Annotated in this window: 15 protein-coding genes; 10 read left to right on the forward strand and 5 right to left on the reverse strand. The window is 61.1% G+C overall.

Annotation, left to right across the window (positions count from 1 at the left end):
- Positions 1–16 precede the first annotated feature (16 nt).
- From ACVWVY_RS18500 to ACVWVY_RS18545, 10 genes are read left to right on the forward strand one after another with little or no spacing between them, the layout of a single operon-like run.
- The gene (locus ACVWVY_RS18500; RefSeq protein ID WP_456627713.1) at positions 17–1252 is read left to right on the forward strand and encodes an ABC transporter substrate-binding protein; all 1236 of its coding nucleotides are present in this window, start codon (positions 17–19) and stop codon (positions 1250–1252) included.
- Between the two features lie 42 nt (positions 1253–1294).
- Entirely contained in the window at positions 1295–2164 is an 870-nt protein-coding gene (locus ACVWVY_RS18505) for a branched-chain amino acid ABC transporter permease (RefSeq protein WP_456627714.1), read from the forward strand.
- Positions 2161–3150, forward strand: coding sequence for a branched-chain amino acid ABC transporter permease (locus tag ACVWVY_RS18510; protein WP_456627715.1), 990 nt, complete (start codon positions 2161–2163; stop codon positions 3148–3150). Before ACVWVY_RS18505 ends, ACVWVY_RS18510 begins: the two co-directional genes overlap by 4 nt.
- Before the next feature lie 8 nt (positions 3151–3158).
- Positions 3159–3902: an ABC transporter ATP-binding protein gene (locus ACVWVY_RS18515; protein ID WP_456632243.1), complete on the forward strand. Its 744-nt coding sequence runs from the start codon at positions 3159–3161 to the stop codon at positions 3900–3902.
- Between the two features lie 4 nt (positions 3903–3906).
- A complete protein-coding gene (locus ACVWVY_RS18520) occupies positions 3907–4608 on the forward strand; it encodes an ABC transporter ATP-binding protein (RefSeq protein WP_456632244.1) in 702 nt (233 codons plus the stop codon).
- Positions 4609–4610: 2 nt separating this feature from the next.
- Positions 4611–5501, forward strand: a complete 891-nt coding sequence (locus tag ACVWVY_RS18525; protein WP_456627716.1) for an isocitrate lyase/PEP mutase family protein — start codon at positions 4611–4613, stop codon at positions 5499–5501.
- Positions 5498–7237: a hydantoinase B/oxoprolinase family protein gene (locus ACVWVY_RS18530; protein WP_456627717.1), complete on the forward strand. Its 1740-nt coding sequence runs from the start codon at positions 5498–5500 to the stop codon at positions 7235–7237. The genes ACVWVY_RS18525 and ACVWVY_RS18530 overlap by 4 nt, the downstream gene beginning before the upstream one ends.
- A complete protein-coding gene (locus tag ACVWVY_RS18535; RefSeq protein ID WP_456627718.1) occupies positions 7234–9294 on the forward strand; it encodes a hydantoinase/oxoprolinase family protein in 2061 nt (686 codons plus the stop codon). The genes ACVWVY_RS18530 and ACVWVY_RS18535 overlap by 4 nt, the downstream gene beginning before the upstream one ends.
- Complete coding sequence (locus tag ACVWVY_RS18540) at positions 9294–9908, forward strand: cysteine hydrolase (RefSeq protein WP_456632245.1); 615 nt, start codon at positions 9294–9296, stop codon at positions 9906–9908. The genes ACVWVY_RS18535 and ACVWVY_RS18540 overlap by 1 nt, the downstream gene beginning before the upstream one ends.
- Positions 9883–11280: an FAD-dependent oxidoreductase gene (locus ACVWVY_RS18545; protein WP_456627719.1), complete on the forward strand. Its 1398-nt coding sequence runs from the start codon at positions 9883–9885 to the stop codon at positions 11278–11280. Before ACVWVY_RS18540 ends, ACVWVY_RS18545 begins: the two co-directional genes overlap by 26 nt.
- 110 nt (positions 11281–11390) lie before the next feature.
- Here the strand turns inward: ACVWVY_RS18545 and ACVWVY_RS18550 are convergent, their stop codons facing one another.
- The 5 genes from ACVWVY_RS18550 to ACVWVY_RS18570 all read right to left on the reverse strand — a co-directional run bounded on the left by ACVWVY_RS18550 (position 11391) and on the right by ACVWVY_RS18570 (position 20892).
- Positions 11391–11675, reverse strand: a complete 285-nt coding sequence (locus ACVWVY_RS18550) for a CstA-like transporter-associated (seleno)protein (protein WP_456627720.1) — start codon at positions 11673–11675, stop codon at positions 11391–11393.
- Positions 11644–13749: a carbon starvation CstA family protein gene (locus ACVWVY_RS18555; protein WP_456627721.1), complete on the reverse strand. Its 2106-nt coding sequence runs from the start codon at positions 13747–13749 to the stop codon at positions 11644–11646. The genes ACVWVY_RS18550 and ACVWVY_RS18555 overlap by 32 nt, the downstream gene beginning before the upstream one ends.
- Positions 13750–14130: 381 nt before the next feature.
- The gene (locus ACVWVY_RS18560) at positions 14131–15315 is read right to left on the reverse strand and encodes a cytochrome P450 (RefSeq protein WP_456627722.1); all 1185 of its coding nucleotides are present in this window, start codon (positions 15313–15315) and stop codon (positions 14131–14133) included.
- A gap of 247 nt (positions 15316–15562) precedes the next feature.
- Complete coding sequence (locus ACVWVY_RS18565; protein WP_456627723.1) at positions 15563–18553, reverse strand: FAD-dependent oxidoreductase; 2991 nt, start codon at positions 18551–18553, stop codon at positions 15563–15565.
- Positions 18550–20892: an FAD-dependent oxidoreductase gene (locus ACVWVY_RS18570; protein WP_456627724.1), complete on the reverse strand. Its 2343-nt coding sequence runs from the start codon at positions 20890–20892 to the stop codon at positions 18550–18552. Before ACVWVY_RS18570 ends, ACVWVY_RS18565 begins: the two co-directional genes overlap by 4 nt.
- Positions 20893–20898: the final 6 nt, after the last annotated feature.

Raw genomic sequence — 20898 nt, forward strand, 5'->3', positions numbered from 1 at the left:
CACAGGGGGCACCACCATGCCAAGCAACGACAACAGCGTTACCCGCCGCAAACTTCTGCAGACAACGGCGTTCACGGCTGCCGCGGCCGCCAGTGGCGTGCTGGCGGCACCCTCTGTTCTGCGCGCGCAAAGCGGAGCCGTAAAGATCGGCTTCCTGCAACCGGTATCGGGCGCGCTGGCCTATTCCGGCCAGCAGGGCCGGCTCGGCGCCTCGATCGCGGTCGACGAGATCAACGCTGCCGGCGGCATCAAGGAGGTCGGAAAAATCGAACCGATGCTCGGCGACGCGCAATCCACCCCCGATGGCGGCAATGCCGAGGTCGAGAAGATGAATTCGGCCGGCGTCTGCGCCATCGTCGGCGGATACGCCAGCGGCATCTGTCTTGCCACCACCCAGACCGCGGCGCGTTACGACTTGCCCTACGTCGTGGACGTCGGCGTCACCGACGCGATCGTCACCCGCGGCCTGAAGAATACTTTTCGATTCGGCCCCGGCTTCGGCGTGATTGCCAAGACCGCGCTGGCAAATCTGATCGCCATCAACGAAAAGGCCGGCAAGCCTGCCAAAACCGTGATGATCGTGCACGAGGATTCCGCCTTTGGATCGGGTTTGGCAAAACTGCTCAACGAACAGCTTCCACCGCAAGGCTTCGAGGTGCTGGAGACCATCCCGCATCCGACGCCGACCCGGGACTTCAACAACGTCGTGCTCAAGATCAAGGCAGCCAACCCGGACATCGTCATACCTGCCAACTATTATAATGAATATGTGCTGCTCGCCCGCACCATGCAGCAACAGCGGGTCCGGCCGAAGGCGGCGATCTACTCGATCCTCGGCGGTGCGGCCTCGTCCTACAAATTCGTCAAGGAATTCCCGGAAGCAGCCCAGTACATCATGGACTGCAACCACTGGTTCGATCCACGAAACCCGAAGGCGCAGGCGCTGAAGAAGAAGGTCGAAGCGCAGGGCCAGTTCTTCACCTACGAGGTCTATATGAACTACTCCGCGACACTGCTGCTCGCGGATGCCATCGAGCGGGCGAAATCGTCCGACCGCGCCAAGATCATCGAGGCGCTCGGCAACTCCACCTTTGCCGGCCACGTGATGCCGTATGCGCCGACCAAATTCGTCAATGGTCAGAACCAGGGCGCGGCCCCTGCAAATACCCAGGTCATCGACGGTGACATCCAGGTCGTGCTGCCCGAGGCCTTTGCATCGGCCAAGCCGGTCTATCCGATGCCACGGACCTGACATGACGCTGATCGAAGCGCCGGTGTCGGCCGGACAGCACCTGTGCATTTGAGTATCCTGCTTCCCGCTGTCGTCAACGGCGTGCTGACCGGCGCGCTGTACGCGCTGATCGCGCTTGGCTTGACGCTGGTCTATGGCGTGCTGCACATCATCAACTTTGCCCACGGCGCGCTGCTGACGGCGGCGCTGTTCGCGGCATTCTTCCTGCATAAGACGCTGGGGATCGATCCTTATCTCGCCGTACTGGTCCTGACCCCGGCATTTTTCGCGCTCGGCTATGGGTTGCAGCGCTTCGTGATCGGTCCCGCGTCGCATGGCAATGACGGCAACATCCTGCTTGTGACGCTTGGGCTTTCCGTCATCATCGAAAATGCGCTGCTGTTTGCGTTTCGCGGCGATACAAGAACGATCGACGTGTCCTACGGCTTTGCCGTGGTGCCGGTTGCCGGCATGTTCATTTCAGCGCCGCGCATTGTCGGATTTGGCGGTGCCGTCATCGTCGCGCTGCTGCTGTGGCTGCTGCTTGGCCGGACCGATACCGGCAAGGCCATTCGCGCGGCGGCAAAGGAGAAACTCGGCGCGCAGCTGTGCGGCGTCGACGTCGCCCACATCTACGCGGTGACTTTCGGGTTGGGAACCGCCTGCGTCGCCATCGCTGCCTGCCTGCTGATTCCGACCTATTACGTCAACCCGCATGTCGGCAATGCCTTCGTGCTGATTGCGTTCACGACCGTCGTGCTGGGCGGCATGGGCTCGATCCCGGGCGCGCTGCTCGGCGGCCTGTTCGTCGGCGTGGTGGAGAGCCTGTGCGGGCTTTATCTCGGTGAATCCCTCGGCCAGATCGGCATTTTCCTGATGTTCATCCTGGTGCTTCTGTTTCGCCCGAGCGGCTTGTTGGGAGAACGCGCGTGAACGGCAGCGGCTTTTTTCCAATTGTCGCCGCGGTCGCTGCGCTGGCCTGCATTCCGCTCATGATCGATTCCAACGTGGTGATGAATTTCCTGGTGATGGCGCTGCTGCTGACGTTGGCCGGGCAGGGTTGGAATATCCTCGGCGGCTATGGCGGCCAATATTCCTTCGGCCACGCGGCGTTTTTCGGCACCGGCGCCTACGCCACCGCGATCCTGCAGACACGCTATGGGTTCAATGCGTGGCCGGCTTTCGCCGCGGGCATCGCGGCGGGCGCCGGCGTTGGCGCCGTCATCGGCGTGCTGACCTTCCGTTCCGGGCTGCGCGGCTCCTACTTCGCGCTGGTTACGCTGGCTTTCGCCGAGGTGCTGCGCATCATCGCCAGCGTGGCGCCGATCACCGGCGCCGGCGTCGGTACGCTGATCAAACTCGATGTTGGCCCGCGCGCACTCCAGTTTGCGAGCAGGGCTTCGTTCTATTGGTTCATCCTCGCGCTGGTGGCCATCGCGCTCGTCATTACGCGTTTGATCGCGCAATCGCGCTTCGGCGCGCAGCTCGTGGCGGTGCGTGAAAACGAAGATGCCGCACGCGCGCTTGGCGTCGATGCAACCCGCGTCAAGCTCGGTGCGATGACCGTATCGGCGGCGATGGCGGCGGCCGCCGGCTGCTTTTACGCGCAGTATTTTTTGTTTATTGATGCTCCGATCGCCTACGGTCCATGGATTTCCGTCGAGGCACTGCTGGCGCCGATCATCGGCGGGGTCGGGACCGTGTTCGGGCCGTTGCTCGGCGCGCTCCTGATCAAGACGCTCGGCGAAGCGGCCAAGCTTGTGACCGGGGATGCGCCGGGCCTTGATCTCGTGATCTACGGTGTCGTTCTGATCGTGGTTGTTGCCTTCGCGCCACGTGGGCTCGCCGGCGTCGTTGCTGCCGTCCGTACACGGCTGGCGCCGCCGCGAAAACCCGACGCGGGAGTCCACGTCGCATGAATGATCGGATATTAGCGGTCGAAGGCGTCTCCAAGCGGTTTGGTGGCTTGCAGGCCGTGCGCGACGCCTCGCTCACGGTCGACGCCGGCCGCATCACCGCCGTGATCGGGCCGAATGGCGCGGGCAAGACCACCTTGTTCGCGATGATCTCCGGCTTCCAGACGCCGACCGGCGGGCGTATCCTCTATAACGGCTCCGACGTGACCGGCTGGCCTGCGCATCGGCTGGCGATGCGGGGCATGGCGCGCACCTTCCAGATCGTGCAGCCGTTCGCCGGTCTCACGGTGCTGGAAAACGTCGCGGTCGGCGCGCATCTGCATATCGCGGGACGCGCCGCGGCGCTGGCCGCGGCCAACGAGATCGCGAGGCTGGTCGGGCTCGAACATGTCCTGCAACAATCGGCCGCGACCCTGACCGTGGCGGGCCGCAAACGGCTGGAGCTTGCCCGCGCGCTGGCGACGTCGCCGAAGCTGCTGCTACTCGACGAGGTGCTGGCCGGACTCAACCCGTCGGAAATTCGCGACATGGTGCCGATCATCCGCGCCATTCGCGAACGCGGCGTGACCGTCATGATGATCGAGCACGTCATGCAGGCAGTAATGAGTCTCGCCGAGCACATCTACGTGCTGGTCGAAGGCCACGTCATCGCGCAGGGGCCGCCGGCTGCCATCGTCGCCGATTCCAGGGTGATCGAGGCCTATCTCGGCGCCGGCGCCGCGGCCAGGCTTGCGGGAGGCGCCCATGGCCGATAGGGCGCTGCTCAGCGTGCGAGGTCTGCACGCCGGCTACGGCGAGGTTGAAATCCTGCGTGGCATCGATCTCATGGTCGGCGCCGGTGACATCGTGGCCGTGCTCGGCTCCAATGGCGCCGGAAAATCCACGCTCAACATGACGATTTCCGGGCTGGTTGCCGCGCGCCAGGGTTCAATCGAGTTCGATGGCCGCCCTATCCAAAACGCCGATCCGGCCGAGATCGTCGCCGCCGGCCTGGTGCATGTTCCGGAAGGCCGCCGCATTTTTCCCAATCTGTCGGTCGCCGAAAATCTCGATCTCGGCAGCTATCGCCGAGCGTCGGCGCAGCGCGATACGAACCGCAAGCGGGTTTTTTCGATGTTTCCCCGGCTGCGCGAACGCGCGGCGCAGCGCGCCGGCACGCTTTCGGGCGGCGAGCAGCAGATGCTGGCGATCGGCCGCGGCCTGATGGCGGAGCCCAAGCTACTGATCCTGGACGAGCCTTCGCTCGGTCTTTCGCCGTTATTGGTCGAGGAAATGTTCGCCATGATCCTGCGACTCAACAGGGAGGGCCTCGCGGTGCTGCTGGTCGAGCAGAACGTCGTCCAGAGCCTCGATATCGTTCGCCGCGCCTATGTTCTCGAAAACGGCAGCTTTGTGATGTCGGGCAGCGCCGCCGATATTCGTTCCAACGCCGATCTCAAGCGCGCCTTTCTCGGATTATGATCATGAACCAATCCAGCACCCTGCGCTCACGCCTTTCGAAACCGCCGATCGTCATCGCTCCCGGCATCTACGATCCGCTCACGGCCTTGCTCGCAACGCAAGCCGGCTTCCATTCGCTTTATATTTCGGGTGCGGCGATCGCCTATACCCGGCTGGGGCAGCCGGACATCGGGCTTGTCAGCGTCTCCGAGGTGATCGAAACGGTTGCCCTGATTCACGATCGGGTCGACGCCGATCTGATCGTCGACGCGGACAATGGTTATGGCAACGCACTCAACGTCGAGCGCACGGTGCGGCTGCTCGAGAAGGCGGGCGCGTGCGCAATCCAGATCGAGGACCAGAGCTTTCCCAAACGCTGCGGACATCTCGACGGGAAATCATTGATCCCGGCTGCTGAAATGGCCGGCAAGATCATGGCCGCGGTCGATGCCCGCCACTCCAGGGACACCCTGATCATTGCCCGCACCGATGCGGTGGCGGTCGAAGGTTTGGACCGCGCGATCGAACGCGCGGTGCTCTACCGCGATGCCGGCGCTGATCTGCTGTTCGTCGAGGCGCCGAAGGCGCGCGAGGATCTCGCCGACATCGTCAAACAGGTCGGCCGCGCCGTGCCGCTGGTCGCCAATATGGTCGAGGGCGGCAAGACACCCATGCTGTCGGGAGCCGAACTCGAAGCGCTTGGCTTCTCGCTGGTTATCTTCCCGGGCGGCATCGTGCGCACGCTGGCCAAGACGGCCACCGAATATTACGCCTCGCTCGCCACCCACGGCAGCACACAGCCATTCCGCGACCGCATGTTCGATTTCGACAAGCTCAACAGCCTGCTCGGTACGCCCGAAATGATCGAGCGCGGCAGGCGTCTTGGCACCAACGAGCCGGAGCAGGATCAATGAGTGATATCGATCCTATCCTGCTTGCGGTGCTCAATGGCCGCCTGGTCCAGATCGCCGACGAGATGGACGCGACGTTGTATCGCTCGGCGTTCAATCCGATCATCGCCGAGGCCCACGACGCCTGCCACGGCCTCTACCACGCACAAACCGGCGCTACGCTGGTGCAGGGTACGACTGGCTTGCCGATCTTTGTCGGCGCGATGGCCTTCGCGGTGAAGGCCGTGATCGACAAGGCCAGTGCGGACGGCAATCTGGAGGCCGGCGACACCTATCTTTTCAACGACCCCTATGACGGTGGCACCCACCTCAACGATTTTCGCCTGGTGCGGCCGCTGTTCTGGAACGGCAAATTGTTCGCATGGCTGGCTTCGGTCGGCCACTGGCTCGACGTCGGCGGCAACGTGCCAGGAAATTTCAACGCCAAGGCGACCGAAAGCTTCCAGGAGGGGTTCCGCGTTCCGCCGGTGAAGCTGGCCCGAGCCGGCGTGATCCAGCAGGACATCATCGACATTTTGGCAGCCAATTCGCGGGTACCGAACTCGAACTGGGGCGATCTCAACGGCCAGCTCAATGCGCTCGATCTGGGCGAAAGGCGGGTGCAGGCCTTGCTCGAGGACTATGGGGAGGAACTGGTCGCCTCGGCGCTCGATCTCCTGACCGCGCGTGCCGCAAAGCTGATGCGCGCCAATATCGCCAACCTGCCCGACGGTACTTACTCGTACGACGATTTTCTCGACAATGACGGCATCACCGATGTGCCGCTGAGCATCGCGCTCGATCTGGTCATTTCCGGCGACACGATGCGGCTCGACTTCTCGCGCTCGTCGCCACCCTGCGACGGCCCACTCAATATTGCGCTCTCCACAACGGTCGCCTGTTGCTATGTCGCGCTCAAGCACATCTTCACCGACGTGCCGGCCAATGCCGGCTGCCTGGCGCCGATCGAATTCGTGATTCCGAACACCACGCTGCTCGCTGTCTCCGCGCCGCGGCCGGTCGGCGGCTACACCGAGACGATCCTGCGCGTCATCGACACGGTGTTCGGCGCGTTTGCCAAAGTCGCCCCGCAACGCGCCAACGGCTCGCCGTTTGCCACCATCAACGCGCTGTCGCTTTCCGGCTGGCGCGAGCACGGCCGGCGCTGGGTGATGTTCTGCTTCTTCGGCGGCGGCCTGGGCGGCAATCCGGAGACCGATGGATTGAATCACGGCAATAACCCGATCTCGACCGCCACCATTCCGCCGGCGGAAATCCTGGAGTCGCTGTATCCGGTGATGTTCACGCAATGGGCGCTGCGCCCGGATTCCGGCGGACCCGGTTTCAACCGCGGCGGCCTCGGCGCGATCTATGAAATCGAAGCGCTGGCGGACGGCGCCACCGACGTATCGCTGCTGGGCGAGCGGGGTAAATTCCCGCCGTTCGGCGTCAACGGCGGCAGGAGCGCCGCGCTCAACCGCTTCGTTTATCAGACCGACAGCCGCGAGCGCACCCCGCCGCTGGTCAGCAAGGTCACCGATATCAGGATCGTCGCAGGCCAGCACGTACGCCTGGAGACGCCGGGAGGCGGAGGATTCGGCGATCCCATGACGCGGGATCCGGTCCGTGTCGGTCGCGATGTCAATCTCGGTTACGTCACGAAGGCGGCTGCGCGTAACGAATACGGCGTAGTCATCGGTGAAAATGGCGCGGTCGATACCGCGGCGACGGCGGCTCTAAGAAGTGGAGCCGGCCAATGAAGGTTTCGAGCATTCTGGGCGTCGACGTCGGCGGGACTTTTACGGACCTTTTGCTGTTCGACGCGGAAACCATGGCCTTTCGCACCGCCAAGGTTCCCTCGCAGCGCGGCGATGAGTCGGCTGGATTCATGCAGGGCATTGCCGCGGTTGGTTTGGGGATCAACATCGGCTCGATCGTGCATGGCACCACCGTCGGCACCAATACGCTGCTGGAACGGCGCGGGCCGAAGATTGGCGTGATCACGACCTACGGCTTCCGCGACGTCCTGGAGATGCGCCGGCGCGACCGGCGGCGAACCTGGGGCTTGTGGGGTGATTTCACGCCGATCGTCGATCGCGATCTCCGCGTCGAAGTGGATGAGCGGACGCTCGCCGACGGCAGCATTCGCCAGCCGGTCGATGAAGCGGCCGTTCGTAAGGCTGCGCTGGCGCTGCGCCAGCGTGGCGCCGAGGCGCTGGCGATCATCTTCATCAACGCCTACGCCAATCCCGACAACGAGCGAAAGGCGCTTGTCGCTGCGAAATCCGTCTGGGACAATGAGTTCGTTTCCGCCTCGCACCAGGTGCTGCCTGAAATTCGCGAATTCGAACGTTCCTCTACCACGGCGCTCAACAGCTATCTGCAGCCGGTGGTCAGCAGCTATCTCGGCAAGCTCGAGCAAGCGCTCGCTCGGCAACGCTTCGAGGGACAATTCTACATCGTGCAGTCGAATGGCGGGGTGATGTCGACCGCGACCGCGCGGCGCTTTCCGGTTCGCACGGCCCTGTCGGGGCCGGCGGCCGGCGTGATCGCCGCCGCGACCATCGCGCGTCAAGCCGGTTACGAAAATGCGATCACCTGCGATCTCGGCGGCACCTCGTTCGACGTCTCTGTTATCGTCGGCGGCAAAGCCTCGCTTGCGGCGCAAACCACGATCGATTTCGGGCTGGTCGTTCGCACGCCGATGATCGAAATCACCACCATCGGCGCCGGCGGCGGATCGATCGCTTCGGTCGATCGCGGCGGGCTGTTGCAGGTGGGGCCGGAAAGCGCCGGTTCGATGCCAGGCCCGGCCTGCTACGGCCAGGGCAATGAGCGTCCGACCTTGACGGATGCGCATGTGGTGCTCGGCCGCATCAACGCGGACAAACCAATCGGCGGCAAGCTTGCAAGTCTCGATGCCGAGGCCGCCGCGCGGGCGATCATGACTCATGTAGGCCAACCGCTCGGCATCGATCTGCTGACGGCGGCTGAGGCCATCGTGCGGGTGGCCGACGCCCGCATGGCCGGCGCGATTCGGCTGGTATCGATCGAGCGCGGTCACGATCCGGCGAAGTTCGTCGGCGTGCCGTTCGGCGGCGGTGGCGCGCTGCATGTCAGTGCCATTATCAAGGAGATCGGTCTGGAAGTCGCGTTGGTGCCGCGGTTTCCCGGAGTCACCTCTGCGCTTGGCTGCGTCATCGCCGATCTTCGCCATGATCAGGTGCAGACACTAAATCTTCTGCTTGACGACCTGGACATTGCCGCACTCGACCGCCGTATGGTCGCGGCAGGCGAGGAGGTTCGCGCGGTGGTGAGTTCTGCCGGCGCCATGATCGAGCGGATCGATCTAACTTTCGAGTTCGACATGCATTATGTCGGACAGACCCACACCGTCGCGGTACCGGTTCCGGTCATACTGCAGGACGGGACTACCGGCATTACCTCCGCAGTCATCAAGTCGGCTTTCGAAACCGCCTATGCGGCGTCGTTCAGTCGCCTGCTGTCCGGACTGCCGATCCGCATCGTGTCGCTGCGAAGTGCAGCTATCGGCCGCCGCCCGGCGCTGGACCTTTCGGCCTTCGCGCCGGGGCCGGAAGCCACGGTCGAAAAGGCGAAACGGGGTACGCGTCCGGTATGGATCGAGGGCGCATGGCTCGACACCCGGATATGGTCGCGGCTCGATCTACCGGTCGGCGCGATCGTTGAAGCGCCCGCCATTCTGGAGCAGCCCGACGCGACGATCTACATCGAACCGGGCCTGCGCGGTCGGGTCGATAAACTGGGAAATCTCATCGTTGAACGGGTCTCCAAATGATGGCGTCATCCGCGCTTCTGCTGCTCGATCTTCAGAACGATTTTCTGCATTCAAACGGCGCCTATGGTCGTGCGGGCCAGAGCAGTCCGGATATCGCGGCGCTGCCGGCCAGGCTCAAGCCGCTCACCGATCTGTTGCGCAAGCAAGGCGGCCTGATCGGCGCGACCTTGTTTACCCTGGTACCGGGCAAGGGCGGCGAGCCGATGATTTCGCCACATCTGAAGATGCTGCGACCGTTCCTGGCCAAGGGCGATTTCGCACCGGGCAGTTGGGGCCAGGCGCTGGTCGATGAGTTGCAGCCAGCGGATTTTTCGGTCGAGAAGATCGCCTTCTCGGCCTTCTACATGACGCGATTGGAGTGGGTGCTGCGCAAGCATCACGTCAAGAAATTGTATTGTGCCGGTATTGTCACCAACGGAGGCGTTGCATCGACCGTGCGTGACGCACACGTCCGGGATTTCGACGTCATCGTGCTGGAAGATGGCTGCGCGGCTTTTTCGAAAGATGTGCACCGGGCCGCCATCGAAGGGCTGCGGACGGTCGCAAGGATCGCAACCATTGACGAGGCGATGCAGGAATTCGCGTATCATGCGCAGGATCAAACCGGTCTCTAGCGTCACCCTCGACGCGCAGGTGCCGTTGTTGATCATCGGCGCCGGCGCTGCCGGCTTGTGCGCCGCGCTGGCGGCGAAGGAAGCGGGCGCCGAGCCGCTGGTGATCGAACGTGACGCGGTTCCGGCGGGATCGACGTCGTTGTCGGCCGGGCTCATTCCGGCCGCCGGTACGCGCTTTCAGCGGGCGAGGGGCATTGCTGACAGTCCGCAGCTGTTCGCCGCCGATATCCAGCGCAAGGCAAAAGGCGAAGTGGATGCGGCCGTCGTAGATGCGGTCGCACAGGGTGCCGGGCCACTGATCGAATGGTTGGCCGATCGTCACGGCCTGCCGTTCGATGTGATCGACAATTTCAACTACCCCGGCCATACCGCCTTGCGTATGCACGGCCTGCCCACGCGCACGGGATCGGAATTGATCAACCAGCTGCGCAGCGCGGCCGAATCCAGCGGCATTTCCATTGTCTGCGAGCGCCTGGCAGAAACGCTCCTGATCGAGCCTGGCGGCCGGGTTTGTGGCGTGGAAATCCTTCGCGGCGACGGCGCCCGCGAGTGCATCGGCTGCGAGGCGCTGATCCTGGCCTGCAACGGTTACGGCGGCAATCCCGATCTTGTCCGAAGCTATATCCCGGAGATGGCAAACGCCCTCTATTTCGGCCATCCTGGAAATCGCGGCGATGCCATCCAGTGGGGTGAGGCGCTCGGCGCGCAACCGGCTCACCTCGGTGCCTATCAAGGCCACGGGTCGGTGGCGACGCCGCACAATATCCTGATCACCTGGGCAGTGATCATGCAGGGCGGCTTTCAGGTCAACACCAAGGGCCGCCGCTTCTGCGACGAGTCACAGGGCTATTCCGAACAGGCGGCCGAGGTGCTTCGCCAGCCGGGCAGCATCGCCTGGAGCGTATTCGACGCCCGCATCGCCACCGTGGCGCGGCAGTTCGAGGATTTTCGGAATGCCGAACGAAGCGGTGCGATCGTGATGCGCCAAAACGTACAAGCCCTTGCGGATGCAATGCGCGTACCGCCGGAAGCCTTCGCGGAGGAGTTGAGCGAAACCGAAGCGCTCAAGACGTGCGGTGGGCGCGATCGGTATGGACGTCAGTTCGCGCCTGGTCAGCATTTCGCGCCGCCATTCCATGCGGTCAAGGTCACAGGCGCGCTGTTTCATACCCAGGGCGGTCTCCTGATTGATGCTGTCTGCCGGGTGAAGCGCAAGGACGATACCGTTATCGCGAATCTGTTTGCGGCCGGCGGCGCTGCAGTTGGCGTATCGGGTTCGACGGCGGCGGGTTATCTGTCTGGAAATGGCCTTTTGACCGCAACCGTCCTTGGCCGTCTGGCGGGGCACGCAGCCGCTCAGTTGGTGCGCTGACAGCGGCCGCACTTAGGTGAAGGCATTGGCTCACGCGGTCGGCAGCGCACCGGCGATGGGACCAGATACCTGAGACGGCTGGAGCCTGATCTCGCCACCCGGATTATGAACTAGCAGCAGCGCCCAGCACTCCGTCCATCGAAGCGCCGCTCGATGAACATGTTGACGTATTCACGCTCAGCCATCGGTGCCGTGCCGGGATGCCGCGCCGCATGGTGGATCAAGTAGGCCTTATAATCGGGCGCACCAATAACCCTAAGCCAACCCTGGCGCAGTTGTGTGGCCGCGTCCCGCGCGCCCGCAAGACACTCTTCTACCGTCGCGCCAGTGACTTCCCGGCAGGACAGGACCGATTTCCGAACATTACGCAGGAGCACCAGACAATCCTCCCTCACGAATTGCAGGCGGCGTCTCAGCTGCAGTCGGGATGGCGTTGCGGAACGCTTTCAGCGACATTCTTAGCGTGAAATAAGCCATGACCAGCACGAGAGCAACGAACAGCACTGTGAGCGTGCCGCATATATAGTTGTTGAAAGCCACACGCTCCATCTCGGCAATGCTCTTGGCCGGGGCAAGGATAGTGCCAGCCGAAGCCGCCTCGCTGTACTTGTTGGCCAACGCATAGAATCCAATGCGCGGATCGGACGAGAATGCCTTCATCCACCCTGCCGTGAGCGTGCAAACCAGAAGCCATGCCGTGGGCGCAAGCGTCACCCAGGCGTAGCGCTCCCGCTTAAGCTTGATTAGCACGGTAGTGGCCAACAGAAGCGCAATGCCGGCGAGCATCTGGTTCGAGATGCCGAATAGCGGCCAGATCGTATTCACTCCGCCAAGCGGGTCGATCGTGCCCTGATAGACGAAGTAGCCCCACGCGGCGACACAGAGCAGTGTAGCAACCACATTGGAAAGCAGGGACTCAGTGCGGCCGAGCGGGGCATAGATGTTGCCGAGTAGATCCTGAATCATAAATCGTCCTGCGCGGGTGCCGGCATCAACCGCCGTGAGGATGAACAGTGCCTCGAACAGGATGGCGAAGTGGTACCAAAAGGCCTCGAGCGCCTTGCCTCCAAAGGCCTGTGCCATGATTTGCGCCATACCCACCGCCAAAGTCGGGGCGCCACCGGCCCGGTTTAGGATAGTGTGTTCGCCGACGTCGATTGCGGTCTGATTGATCGTTTCGGGGGTGATCACCCAACCCCAATTGCTAATTACCTCGGCTGCCCTTTGAGGCGTGTCGCCGATTACCGCCGCCGGACTGTTCATGGCGAAGTAGATGCCAGGATCGAGCACACATGCAGCGGAAAGTGCCATCATGGCGACGAAAGACTCCATCAGCATGCCGCCGTAACCGACAAAACGGGCGTCCGACTCTCGCTCGATCATCTTTGGCGTCGTGCCCGACGAGATTAGCGCGTGAAAGCCTGACACTGCGCCGCATGCGATGGTGATGAAAAGGAACGGGAATAGTGGGCCGGAAAACACTGGTCCGCTACCGTCGGTGAAACGGGTCACCGCCCCCATCTTTAGATCGGGCTGGACCAGATAAATGCCGATCGCGAGAGCGACAATGACGCCGATCTTGAGGAACGTGCTGAGGTAATCGCGAGGAGCGAGGAGGAGCCATACTGGCAGCATGGAGGCGATGGCGCCATAGACGATGATCGCCAAAGCCAGAGCAGGCGCGCTGTAGGTGAAAGCTGGCCCGAGCGTTGCGTCCTGGGCCACGTACTGGCCATACCAGATGGCGAGCAAGAGAACGATCACGCCGAATACAGAGGCTTCGCCCACCTTGCCGGGCCGGATGCTCCGCATGTAGACACCCATGACCATGGCGGTCGGGATCGTGACGGCAACCGTGAACGTGCCCCACGGGCTTTCGCCCAATGCCTTCACGACGACCAGGCCGAGCGCGGCGAGGATGATGATCATAATCCCGAGGGTGCCAACGAGGGCGACGCCGCCCGCGATTGGGCCCATTTCCATTCTCACCATTTCGCCGAGTGAACGGCCGTCGCGTCGCATCGAGCAGAACAGAATAACGAAATCCTGTACCGCGCCCGCAAACACCACTCCTACGAGGATCCAGAGAGTTCCCGGAAGGTAGCCCATCTGTGCAGCGAGCACCGGCCCGACCAGTGGTCCGGCCCCCGCGATGGCTGCGAAGTGATGACCGAAGACGACGTATCTGTTGGTAGGAACGTAGTCGAGGCCATCATTATGGCGTTCGGCCGGCGTCATGCGCGTGTCGTCCAGCTGCAAGACCTTCTCGGCGATGAACTTGCTGTAAAACCGATAGGAGATGAGGTAGACGCAGATAGCTGCGGTCACCAGCCAGGCCGCGCTGACCGGCTCATTGCGATTGAGCGCGATGCCAGCAAGTGCGAAGGCGCCCAGCGCGGTTATACCGGTCCATATCACCCAAGATAGTGCCCGCTTCGGCAGCTCAGGATTTAGTGCGCGTTGCGACATGGCCTTCCTCCCTAGGTTGGCTCCAGTCCAGAGGTATTGCCCAAGCAATCCTCGCTCGGCTACCTGCGACAAGTAGTTTACCAGGCCGACGTGGCGACCATTTGCGCGTTGAGCACATGAGGGTGGCGCGGCAAGGACAGCGACCTCGCTGAGGTGATGGCGTCGACCTGCGCACCTGAATCGGCATAGTGTAATACCGAGCTGATGAAGTTTATTCTCTACCTTCTTGCTCCGTTTTACAAGTTGAGAGCGAAGGTTTTAGAGTTGCGTCTTCTTTCCCTGTTCGGGGCTCGGACGGCCAATCAGAGTCCGCTCACAAGCGTCGAAGAATTCTGTCTCATCGCTTGGTGAGACAGAATAAAGTCTCTGCCTCGCGCCGACCTATTGCAGTTGAACCGGCAGATTGAGCGGGCCGCGGAACCCGAATCCGTGCCAGCGCACGCTCGCGGGATCAGGCAAGGTCATGTTGGGAAAGCGCTCGAACAGCATCGGCAGCAGGATTTCGCCGACAGTTCGCCGCGACAGGTGCGCGCCCGCGCAATGATGCGGGCCGTTGCCAAAGGCCTGGTGAGGATTGGGATCGCGGAGCGCGTTGTAGTTCTCGCCATCTTCGAAAACGTCCTCGTCCCGGTTGGCGGAGGCCTGGATCGTCATCACGGTGTCGCCCTTTGGGATGAAGCAGCCGCGAATCTCCGTGTCCTCCATAACGAGCCGTGAACTCGCCTGGATCGGCGCCACCCACCGCACCCCTTCCTCGAAGGCGGCGCGCCATTTGCCGCCTGCGCGCACGCCGTCGAGCTGATCGGGATTGGTGAGCAGGCCATAGAGGATCGTCAGCAGGGCGTCGCGCGGCTCGTTGATGCCGCCGCCGATCGCGATTTTTACATTGGCGATCATCTGGCTTTCCAGGATAGGAGACTTCGCGTTCACCATGAAGGAGAGCGCTGAGGAATCCGGCTCGGTCCGCACGCGTTCGGCGTTCGCGCGGATACATTTGTCCATTTCCGCATTGGCGATGTCGGTCGCTTGGAAAGGCCCCGGTGTCCAGCCGAAATTGCCGGCACCGTCGATCAGCGTCTGCGACCACCGCTGCATGTCCTCATCGCTGGCGTCCGGAACGCCCATCGCATGCGCCAGCATCCGCGCGGCAAGCGGCCCCGCGAGAGCGGGAAAGAGATCGACAACCTCGCCGCGCGGCAGCCGGTCGAGATACGCCGCCGCCAGTTTCGCATATAGCGACGCCCAGACGGATTCGATCGTCTTCGGCATCAGGGCCGGCATCATCGCCATGCGTTCAGTCCGATGCTCGTCGTGGTCCTTGCGCATCAGCGTATGCGCGAGAAAGGCGCGCTTCATGGGCGTGTTCGGATCGTTGGAGCTGAACAACGCCGCGTTGTCCTTCACGTATTTGGTGTCGGCGGCCTTCGTGAGGAACGTGCGGCCCACGGACTTGACGCGCAACACGGGCGCTTCGCGCCTCAGGCGCTTGTAGATCGGATAGGGATCGCGCGTGAGGTCCGCGATCGTAATCGTCTCGTCCAGGGGGCCCAAGGCGGCAGTCGACATGACGGGTGGTCCTGTTGGCCACGCGAGTATGAGCCAAGGCGGGGCAAGCGCAATGGGGCATGTGCGGAACAGCGCAGCCCCAGCGTCCGCCGCCCCGGGCCTGTTGTGGGTTAAAAGGCACATTTGAGGAGGGACCGGCTTTGGCGCAAAGCGGACAACCGGGCAGACGCACACGGTGGCTAAGTGCCACAAGCCGACCTCGGCCACAGCGCCGCTTCAATCGGCATCAAAGAGGCCGTCATTAAGTCTAGGGCGGCGAACGACGATCGAGCAAAGTGGCCGTCAATGCCTGTAGATCGCGGGGGACGACACTTGAGGATTCTTCGCCGCCAGACAAAGGCATGCTCAGCTTCCAGTTGGTCTGAAACCGGAACGCGCCAAAATCTTTATCAAGGATACTTTGGACCTCAAACGTCCCATTCTCCTCTGGCGATGGATCAAGAGGACGGCCCATGCCGACGTGGCCGGAAACGCCTTGAAACATTGCGGTGTCGAAACAAAAGTCGAGATGGGAATATACAAAGACGCCATTCGTGGTGAGCGCGACAAATGGATGGTCGAGGAGCTTTCGCATTGACTTGAGGCGTGAAAAACGTGGAGTGCTAGCCCGGCCTGGTAACCCTTTCTCGGACAAATCGGTGCTCACCTCACCAAGATCGGATTGCAGTTCAAAGGATCCTCCATTCGAAGCTATGCGGGCGAGCCGCTTGTTGAAGCCATAAAGATTGACGCCGATCAACACTGGGGCAATCTCGTCAAGAAAGAGATGCGGCATGTAGTTGAACGGACCGCCGCTTGGAGCATCGATACCCGCTCGTCGAACGTAAGGGATAAGCTCAATTATTTCATGATACCGCATCCCACCAAACGGGACAAAGCCGGGGCGAACGTTCTTTTGTCGGCAGAACAGAAACACGATTGGATGATAGCCGTTGGGATACGTCCCTTCGAAGCTGCTCGGCGGATCGAGGAAAAGGTTCGGCGGCAGCAACTTTGCGACCTCTCCGGCCTTGCGCCAAATGGTGACGCAATAACCTTCCATCGATCCAACGCCGCCAGCGACGGCCGTTTTCAACTGTGTGACCAACTTGACGATTGGCAGCAAGGTAATGGGAACAGGAATTTTTCGGGAATTGCCGAAGCCTGGGATATGCATGTTCCCTCCTGTTATCGCTCTAGCTGTTGCACGGCCAGACATAACCGCCGCTTCTATACATCCAGCGTCTAGTCCGGTGCGGACCCAGTCGCCCGCAAGAAACAAGTTTGAAATGCCCGATCCGTCTGGCCAAAGCCGCCAACGAAGGGTCCCCGGCGTTGACAGCACGTAGCGTTCCCACGGGTCTATATTTGTCCGCACGTATTGAAAGTCGAGGCGCTTGGAGCCGACCGAATCCGCCGGTGCGTCGAGCAGCTCCCAACGAAAACCTCCAGTCTGGGGATCGCTGGCGTTTGGCCAAATGAATTTAAGGTGACTGTTCATCCATGGCACGATGGCTGCCTTGGCACGCTGAAGTTCGGCTTTGGGAAACTGTGGGTTCGGGGGCGGCGGCATGTATTCAGCTTCCGGAAAAACGCCGACAAAATACGCCATTGATCGCGGCAACTCTCCGTATCTTGCGATTTCGGTCGCGAGCAGCTGCGTGTTGTCCTGCCACGAGTGGAGAGGCGCGCTGCTCCACTCCTCACCCGCCCCAAAGCCGACCATCATGGTTCTGGGGTCATGCCAGCCAAGTTGCGCCGTATCCTTGGTCAGCCACAACTGGAGGGCCAGCGTCTGCGTGGTTTGAATTTCGCTGACGCACTTGCCCCAGGTGTTTGGATGGCGAACGCAAAGGTCACCGCATATCGAACGAAGACCCCCGAAGCCAACGGCAAGGATCGCAATGTCAAATGTGTCAGGCGCCAGAGTCTCATCACCGGCTGGTCGTCGTTTCAACGTGAGCCGAGTATCCGCATCGGGCCAAGCGGTCCAGGCCGATTCCAGGTCGTGTGTCTCTAATAAATGGCCCTCTTTGATCTGACCGTAGTCGGGGTGGGGTGGCCAACTACCAAACGGTTTTCCAGGTACGTCGATCAGCGGGTCATATTCGCCGTTAGAGTCTTCAAGTTTGACTTGGCGGCCAATAGCGATTTCTTCGATCTCACTTCCGTCTCGTGACAAGTGAAGCGCATCCAGCCTGTGAAAGAACCTGAACTTCACCTTTCGTTCGTGAAGGTAGGTGTAAAGCGGCGCAAATAGAAAATCGCCCATCGGCTCGCGCAGCGCATAGAAGATCGACCCCTTGAACGTTAACAGGAGACGAAGAAGCGCGAGCGTGCCAACGCCTGCACCGACCGATCGAATTCCCCGGGCGTAGCCGAACACGTAATCGTAGCATCCGTTTACGACCGCGGACTGCAGGCTTTCTTTTCTGCAGCCGTTGCGCTCCATCCAGCAGGACCATTCCCAATGGTCAATGGCGTCAAGTCCGCCGGAGAGTACCTCATCCGAGAGAATTCCACTGATCAGTCCCGCGGCCAAGTCATATAGGACGTCCAGGCGTGTCGCGTCATCCTTGGGCGCAAAACTAACGGCGTTTTGAACCTGGTTGCGAAATTCCTGCACAAGTTCGATTGCCTTGATTCTATCGCTGGGACTGATCGACTCAGGGGTAATGAGTAGTGCTTCAATCGCCGAAAGTGGCGTTGGAAAGGCGTTAACTTCAGGCGTCTGCAAGATCGAGGCGATCCGCCGTTGCATGTCAACCTGGGCACTCGGTTTCTGAAAAGCGGAGAGGAGAGAATCGACGAAACTCCGCTCGACCCAAGACAGCAATCTTCTCAAGAGAGCGAGCGGCGTCAGGCTGTTGTTCAGATCGATTCCAGGAGTAAGAGAGTTAGGCGGCGCTTGAAGGAGCCACGGTTTCCAAGTGTTGCCTACATGCTCCATGGCCGTGAAGTGGTTTAGCCCGTCGAATTTGCCACGCCATTCGTCCGGCGAACGCTCGAGACGAGCGTAGAGCCGCTGCACCAGGTCGAATGCGTTGTCATAGAATCCGGCCCAGACATGGAGGCCATGTTCGACCGCGCGCAAATCCCTCTCGTCTCGGCCAACGAAGCATTTTCCTCCCAGACGCCAACCGAGGGTATAGATCGTAATGTCGTAACGTGTTTTTTCCGGATCCTGCTCCGTGAGCTCGAAGGCGGCCGTGAGCGCCCCGATGCCGCCGCCGAAGATCGCAATTTGCGTCTTCGTCATGGCCGGCTCTCGCTGCTGGTGAAGCGCGTTGCAGAGGACCGCCGATCAATTTCGGTCCCGCTGCTGGTCCGTACTGCGCCAGTCACAACTTCCAACAGCAATATAGCTCCTTCAGCAGCGAGGGTAATCAGCGAGGGTAGACCCTGCCCAAAGCGCAAGAAATCCTCGCCGATAATTGCAAAGCTCGCTTCAGAAACAGCACGGGCTGCCTGCATTCCAGAAATGACCGCGGCCTCGATACACTCGGTGTTGAATCCAGTGTCGATCCACGCGCCGGCGAGGTACAAATTGTTAAAGCCGGAAGCGTCTGTTGCCAATCGCCACTGCGTGGAGCCGGCTGATGATGCGACGCAGCAGCTAGAAGGATCAATATTCGCTCGGCACACCTGGGCGTCAATTCGATAGGCGCCTTTTGCATTGTTCGGGTCGAACAAAACGCTCCAATCGAAACGCCCGCCGGAGTTCAATTTTGGCCAGATGTATTTAGACTTGTTGTTGAGCCAGTCGATCGCGCGGCGACGAGCGAGTTCGTTTGCCATCGCCGGAACGTGATGTTGATCCGGCAAAGCGCGGAACAGATCGGTTTCGAACACCCCGCAAAGATAATGAAGAGACTTCGGCGGTTGGTAGCGGCTATCGGCAGGCTCGTATTTCAGGACTTGTGACATATCCGCCCATATGTCGAGTGGATCTGGCCCGGTCGATATAACAGTCTTTACAGCCGCGCCTGGTGGAGCCGCTTGCTCGGGTGGAAATCCAAGTTCAGCGACGTCCTTATTGCACCATAGCTGGACCGAAATGCTGGGAACCAAACTCGCCGTTTCGGTCATCGCGCGGAAACGACCGTTCGCTTCAATGAGTTCATCGCACGGTCCCGGTGCAGCATTCAGCTTTTTGAACGCTCCGAGCGGAATGGCGAGGACGACGGCGTCGAATTCGTGCCCTTGCTGGAGCGTCACCTCGTCAACACGATGGGAGCACCAATAAGACTCAAGATCGATATTCTTCGCGGCGAGTTGTTCACCACAGACAATTTGGCCCCATAGCGGCGCATCAGGCCAACATTCCAGGTAGCCGTTATCCGAGCTGGGAGCGATTGTCGGGCAATATTTTCCGTCCCGCAAACACACCTGTTTGTCGAATACAAGTTGCGCAACAGAGTCCCTATTGGCGTTCAAGCCGACACGCTTAAGCTTCATGAAGAACTCAAACTTTACTCCACGTTGCTTCAAGACTCTATAGAGCGGGACTACTACGACTTCACCCATGCCAGATTGCATTTCGAATGCGAAAGCATGCCGGTAGGTGCCGTAAAGGCGGACGACGGCCTGAGCGGCCGTTCCAGCGCCGTAGCTGGGGCGTCGCTGGTCTCCTTCGCAATATTGCAGCATCGAGTCATAGAGCGCCTGAATGATTGGTGAACCATAGACCGAAGCGCGCTCGGCTCCGCAAATAGCGAGCCATTCGCGAAAATCCATCAAGTCCAGATCTCCCACCGTGGCACCTCGCAGGATCATGTCCAACGCGACGCCTTTGATGGTTGCTGTTCCAACGTCAATAAGTTGGGCCAGGAACCTTCCGGCCGCACGCCTTCCGAACTTTTCATCGTGAAGCACATGCTTCGCGAACTTTTGAATGAAGTTGGTAAAGCCACGAATCTGAGTCTCATTATTGATGGCGTCGCTGCTCGCCAGTATGCGCGACCAGTCTCTGCCAAGTTCAAGGCATCTGTTGTGCCTGACGTTCACGACCTGCGACCCGGCCCTGGCCACGACGGGCTCAGTGTATTTATTGATGTCGATGCCCGCTAACGCGAGAAGCTCGATGGTGTCGAGATCGATGGGCAGATCCCGTGGCGCGTCGACGATGCTCTCCTTGACAAGCTGATCGTAGAAGCATTGCACGACGCGGAGCATCTGCGAGAAGGCGGAGAATGGTGCAAGGTCCGGCACATCAATCCCAGGCTCCCCGGGGGCGGGAGGCCAATTCAAGCAGATGATTTCGGAGCTATCGCCGACGCCGATCGAAGAATCTTGCTGAGCTTTTAAAGCACCTTCGCAGGACTTGATCGCCTGTTCTTTGAAGGGCTTCCAATCTTCGTAGGCCGTTCTCAACATGCGAAATGCATTCTCGTAGCAACCGAACCAGATATGCAATCCATGTTCGACTACGCGGCCCTGACAGTCCCGACCCGTCGCTCCCTTTCCGCCGAGGCGCCAGCCCATTTGATAGATTGTGATATCAAAGCGTTCCTGCAGGTCCCCGCGCTGAGTTAGCTCGAAAGCCGTCGCGAGTGCAGCCATTCCGCCGCCCACGATGGCAATTCGTTGCTTCGTCATGCATGA

The organism is Bradyrhizobium sp. URHC0002 (assembly GCF_054059515.1).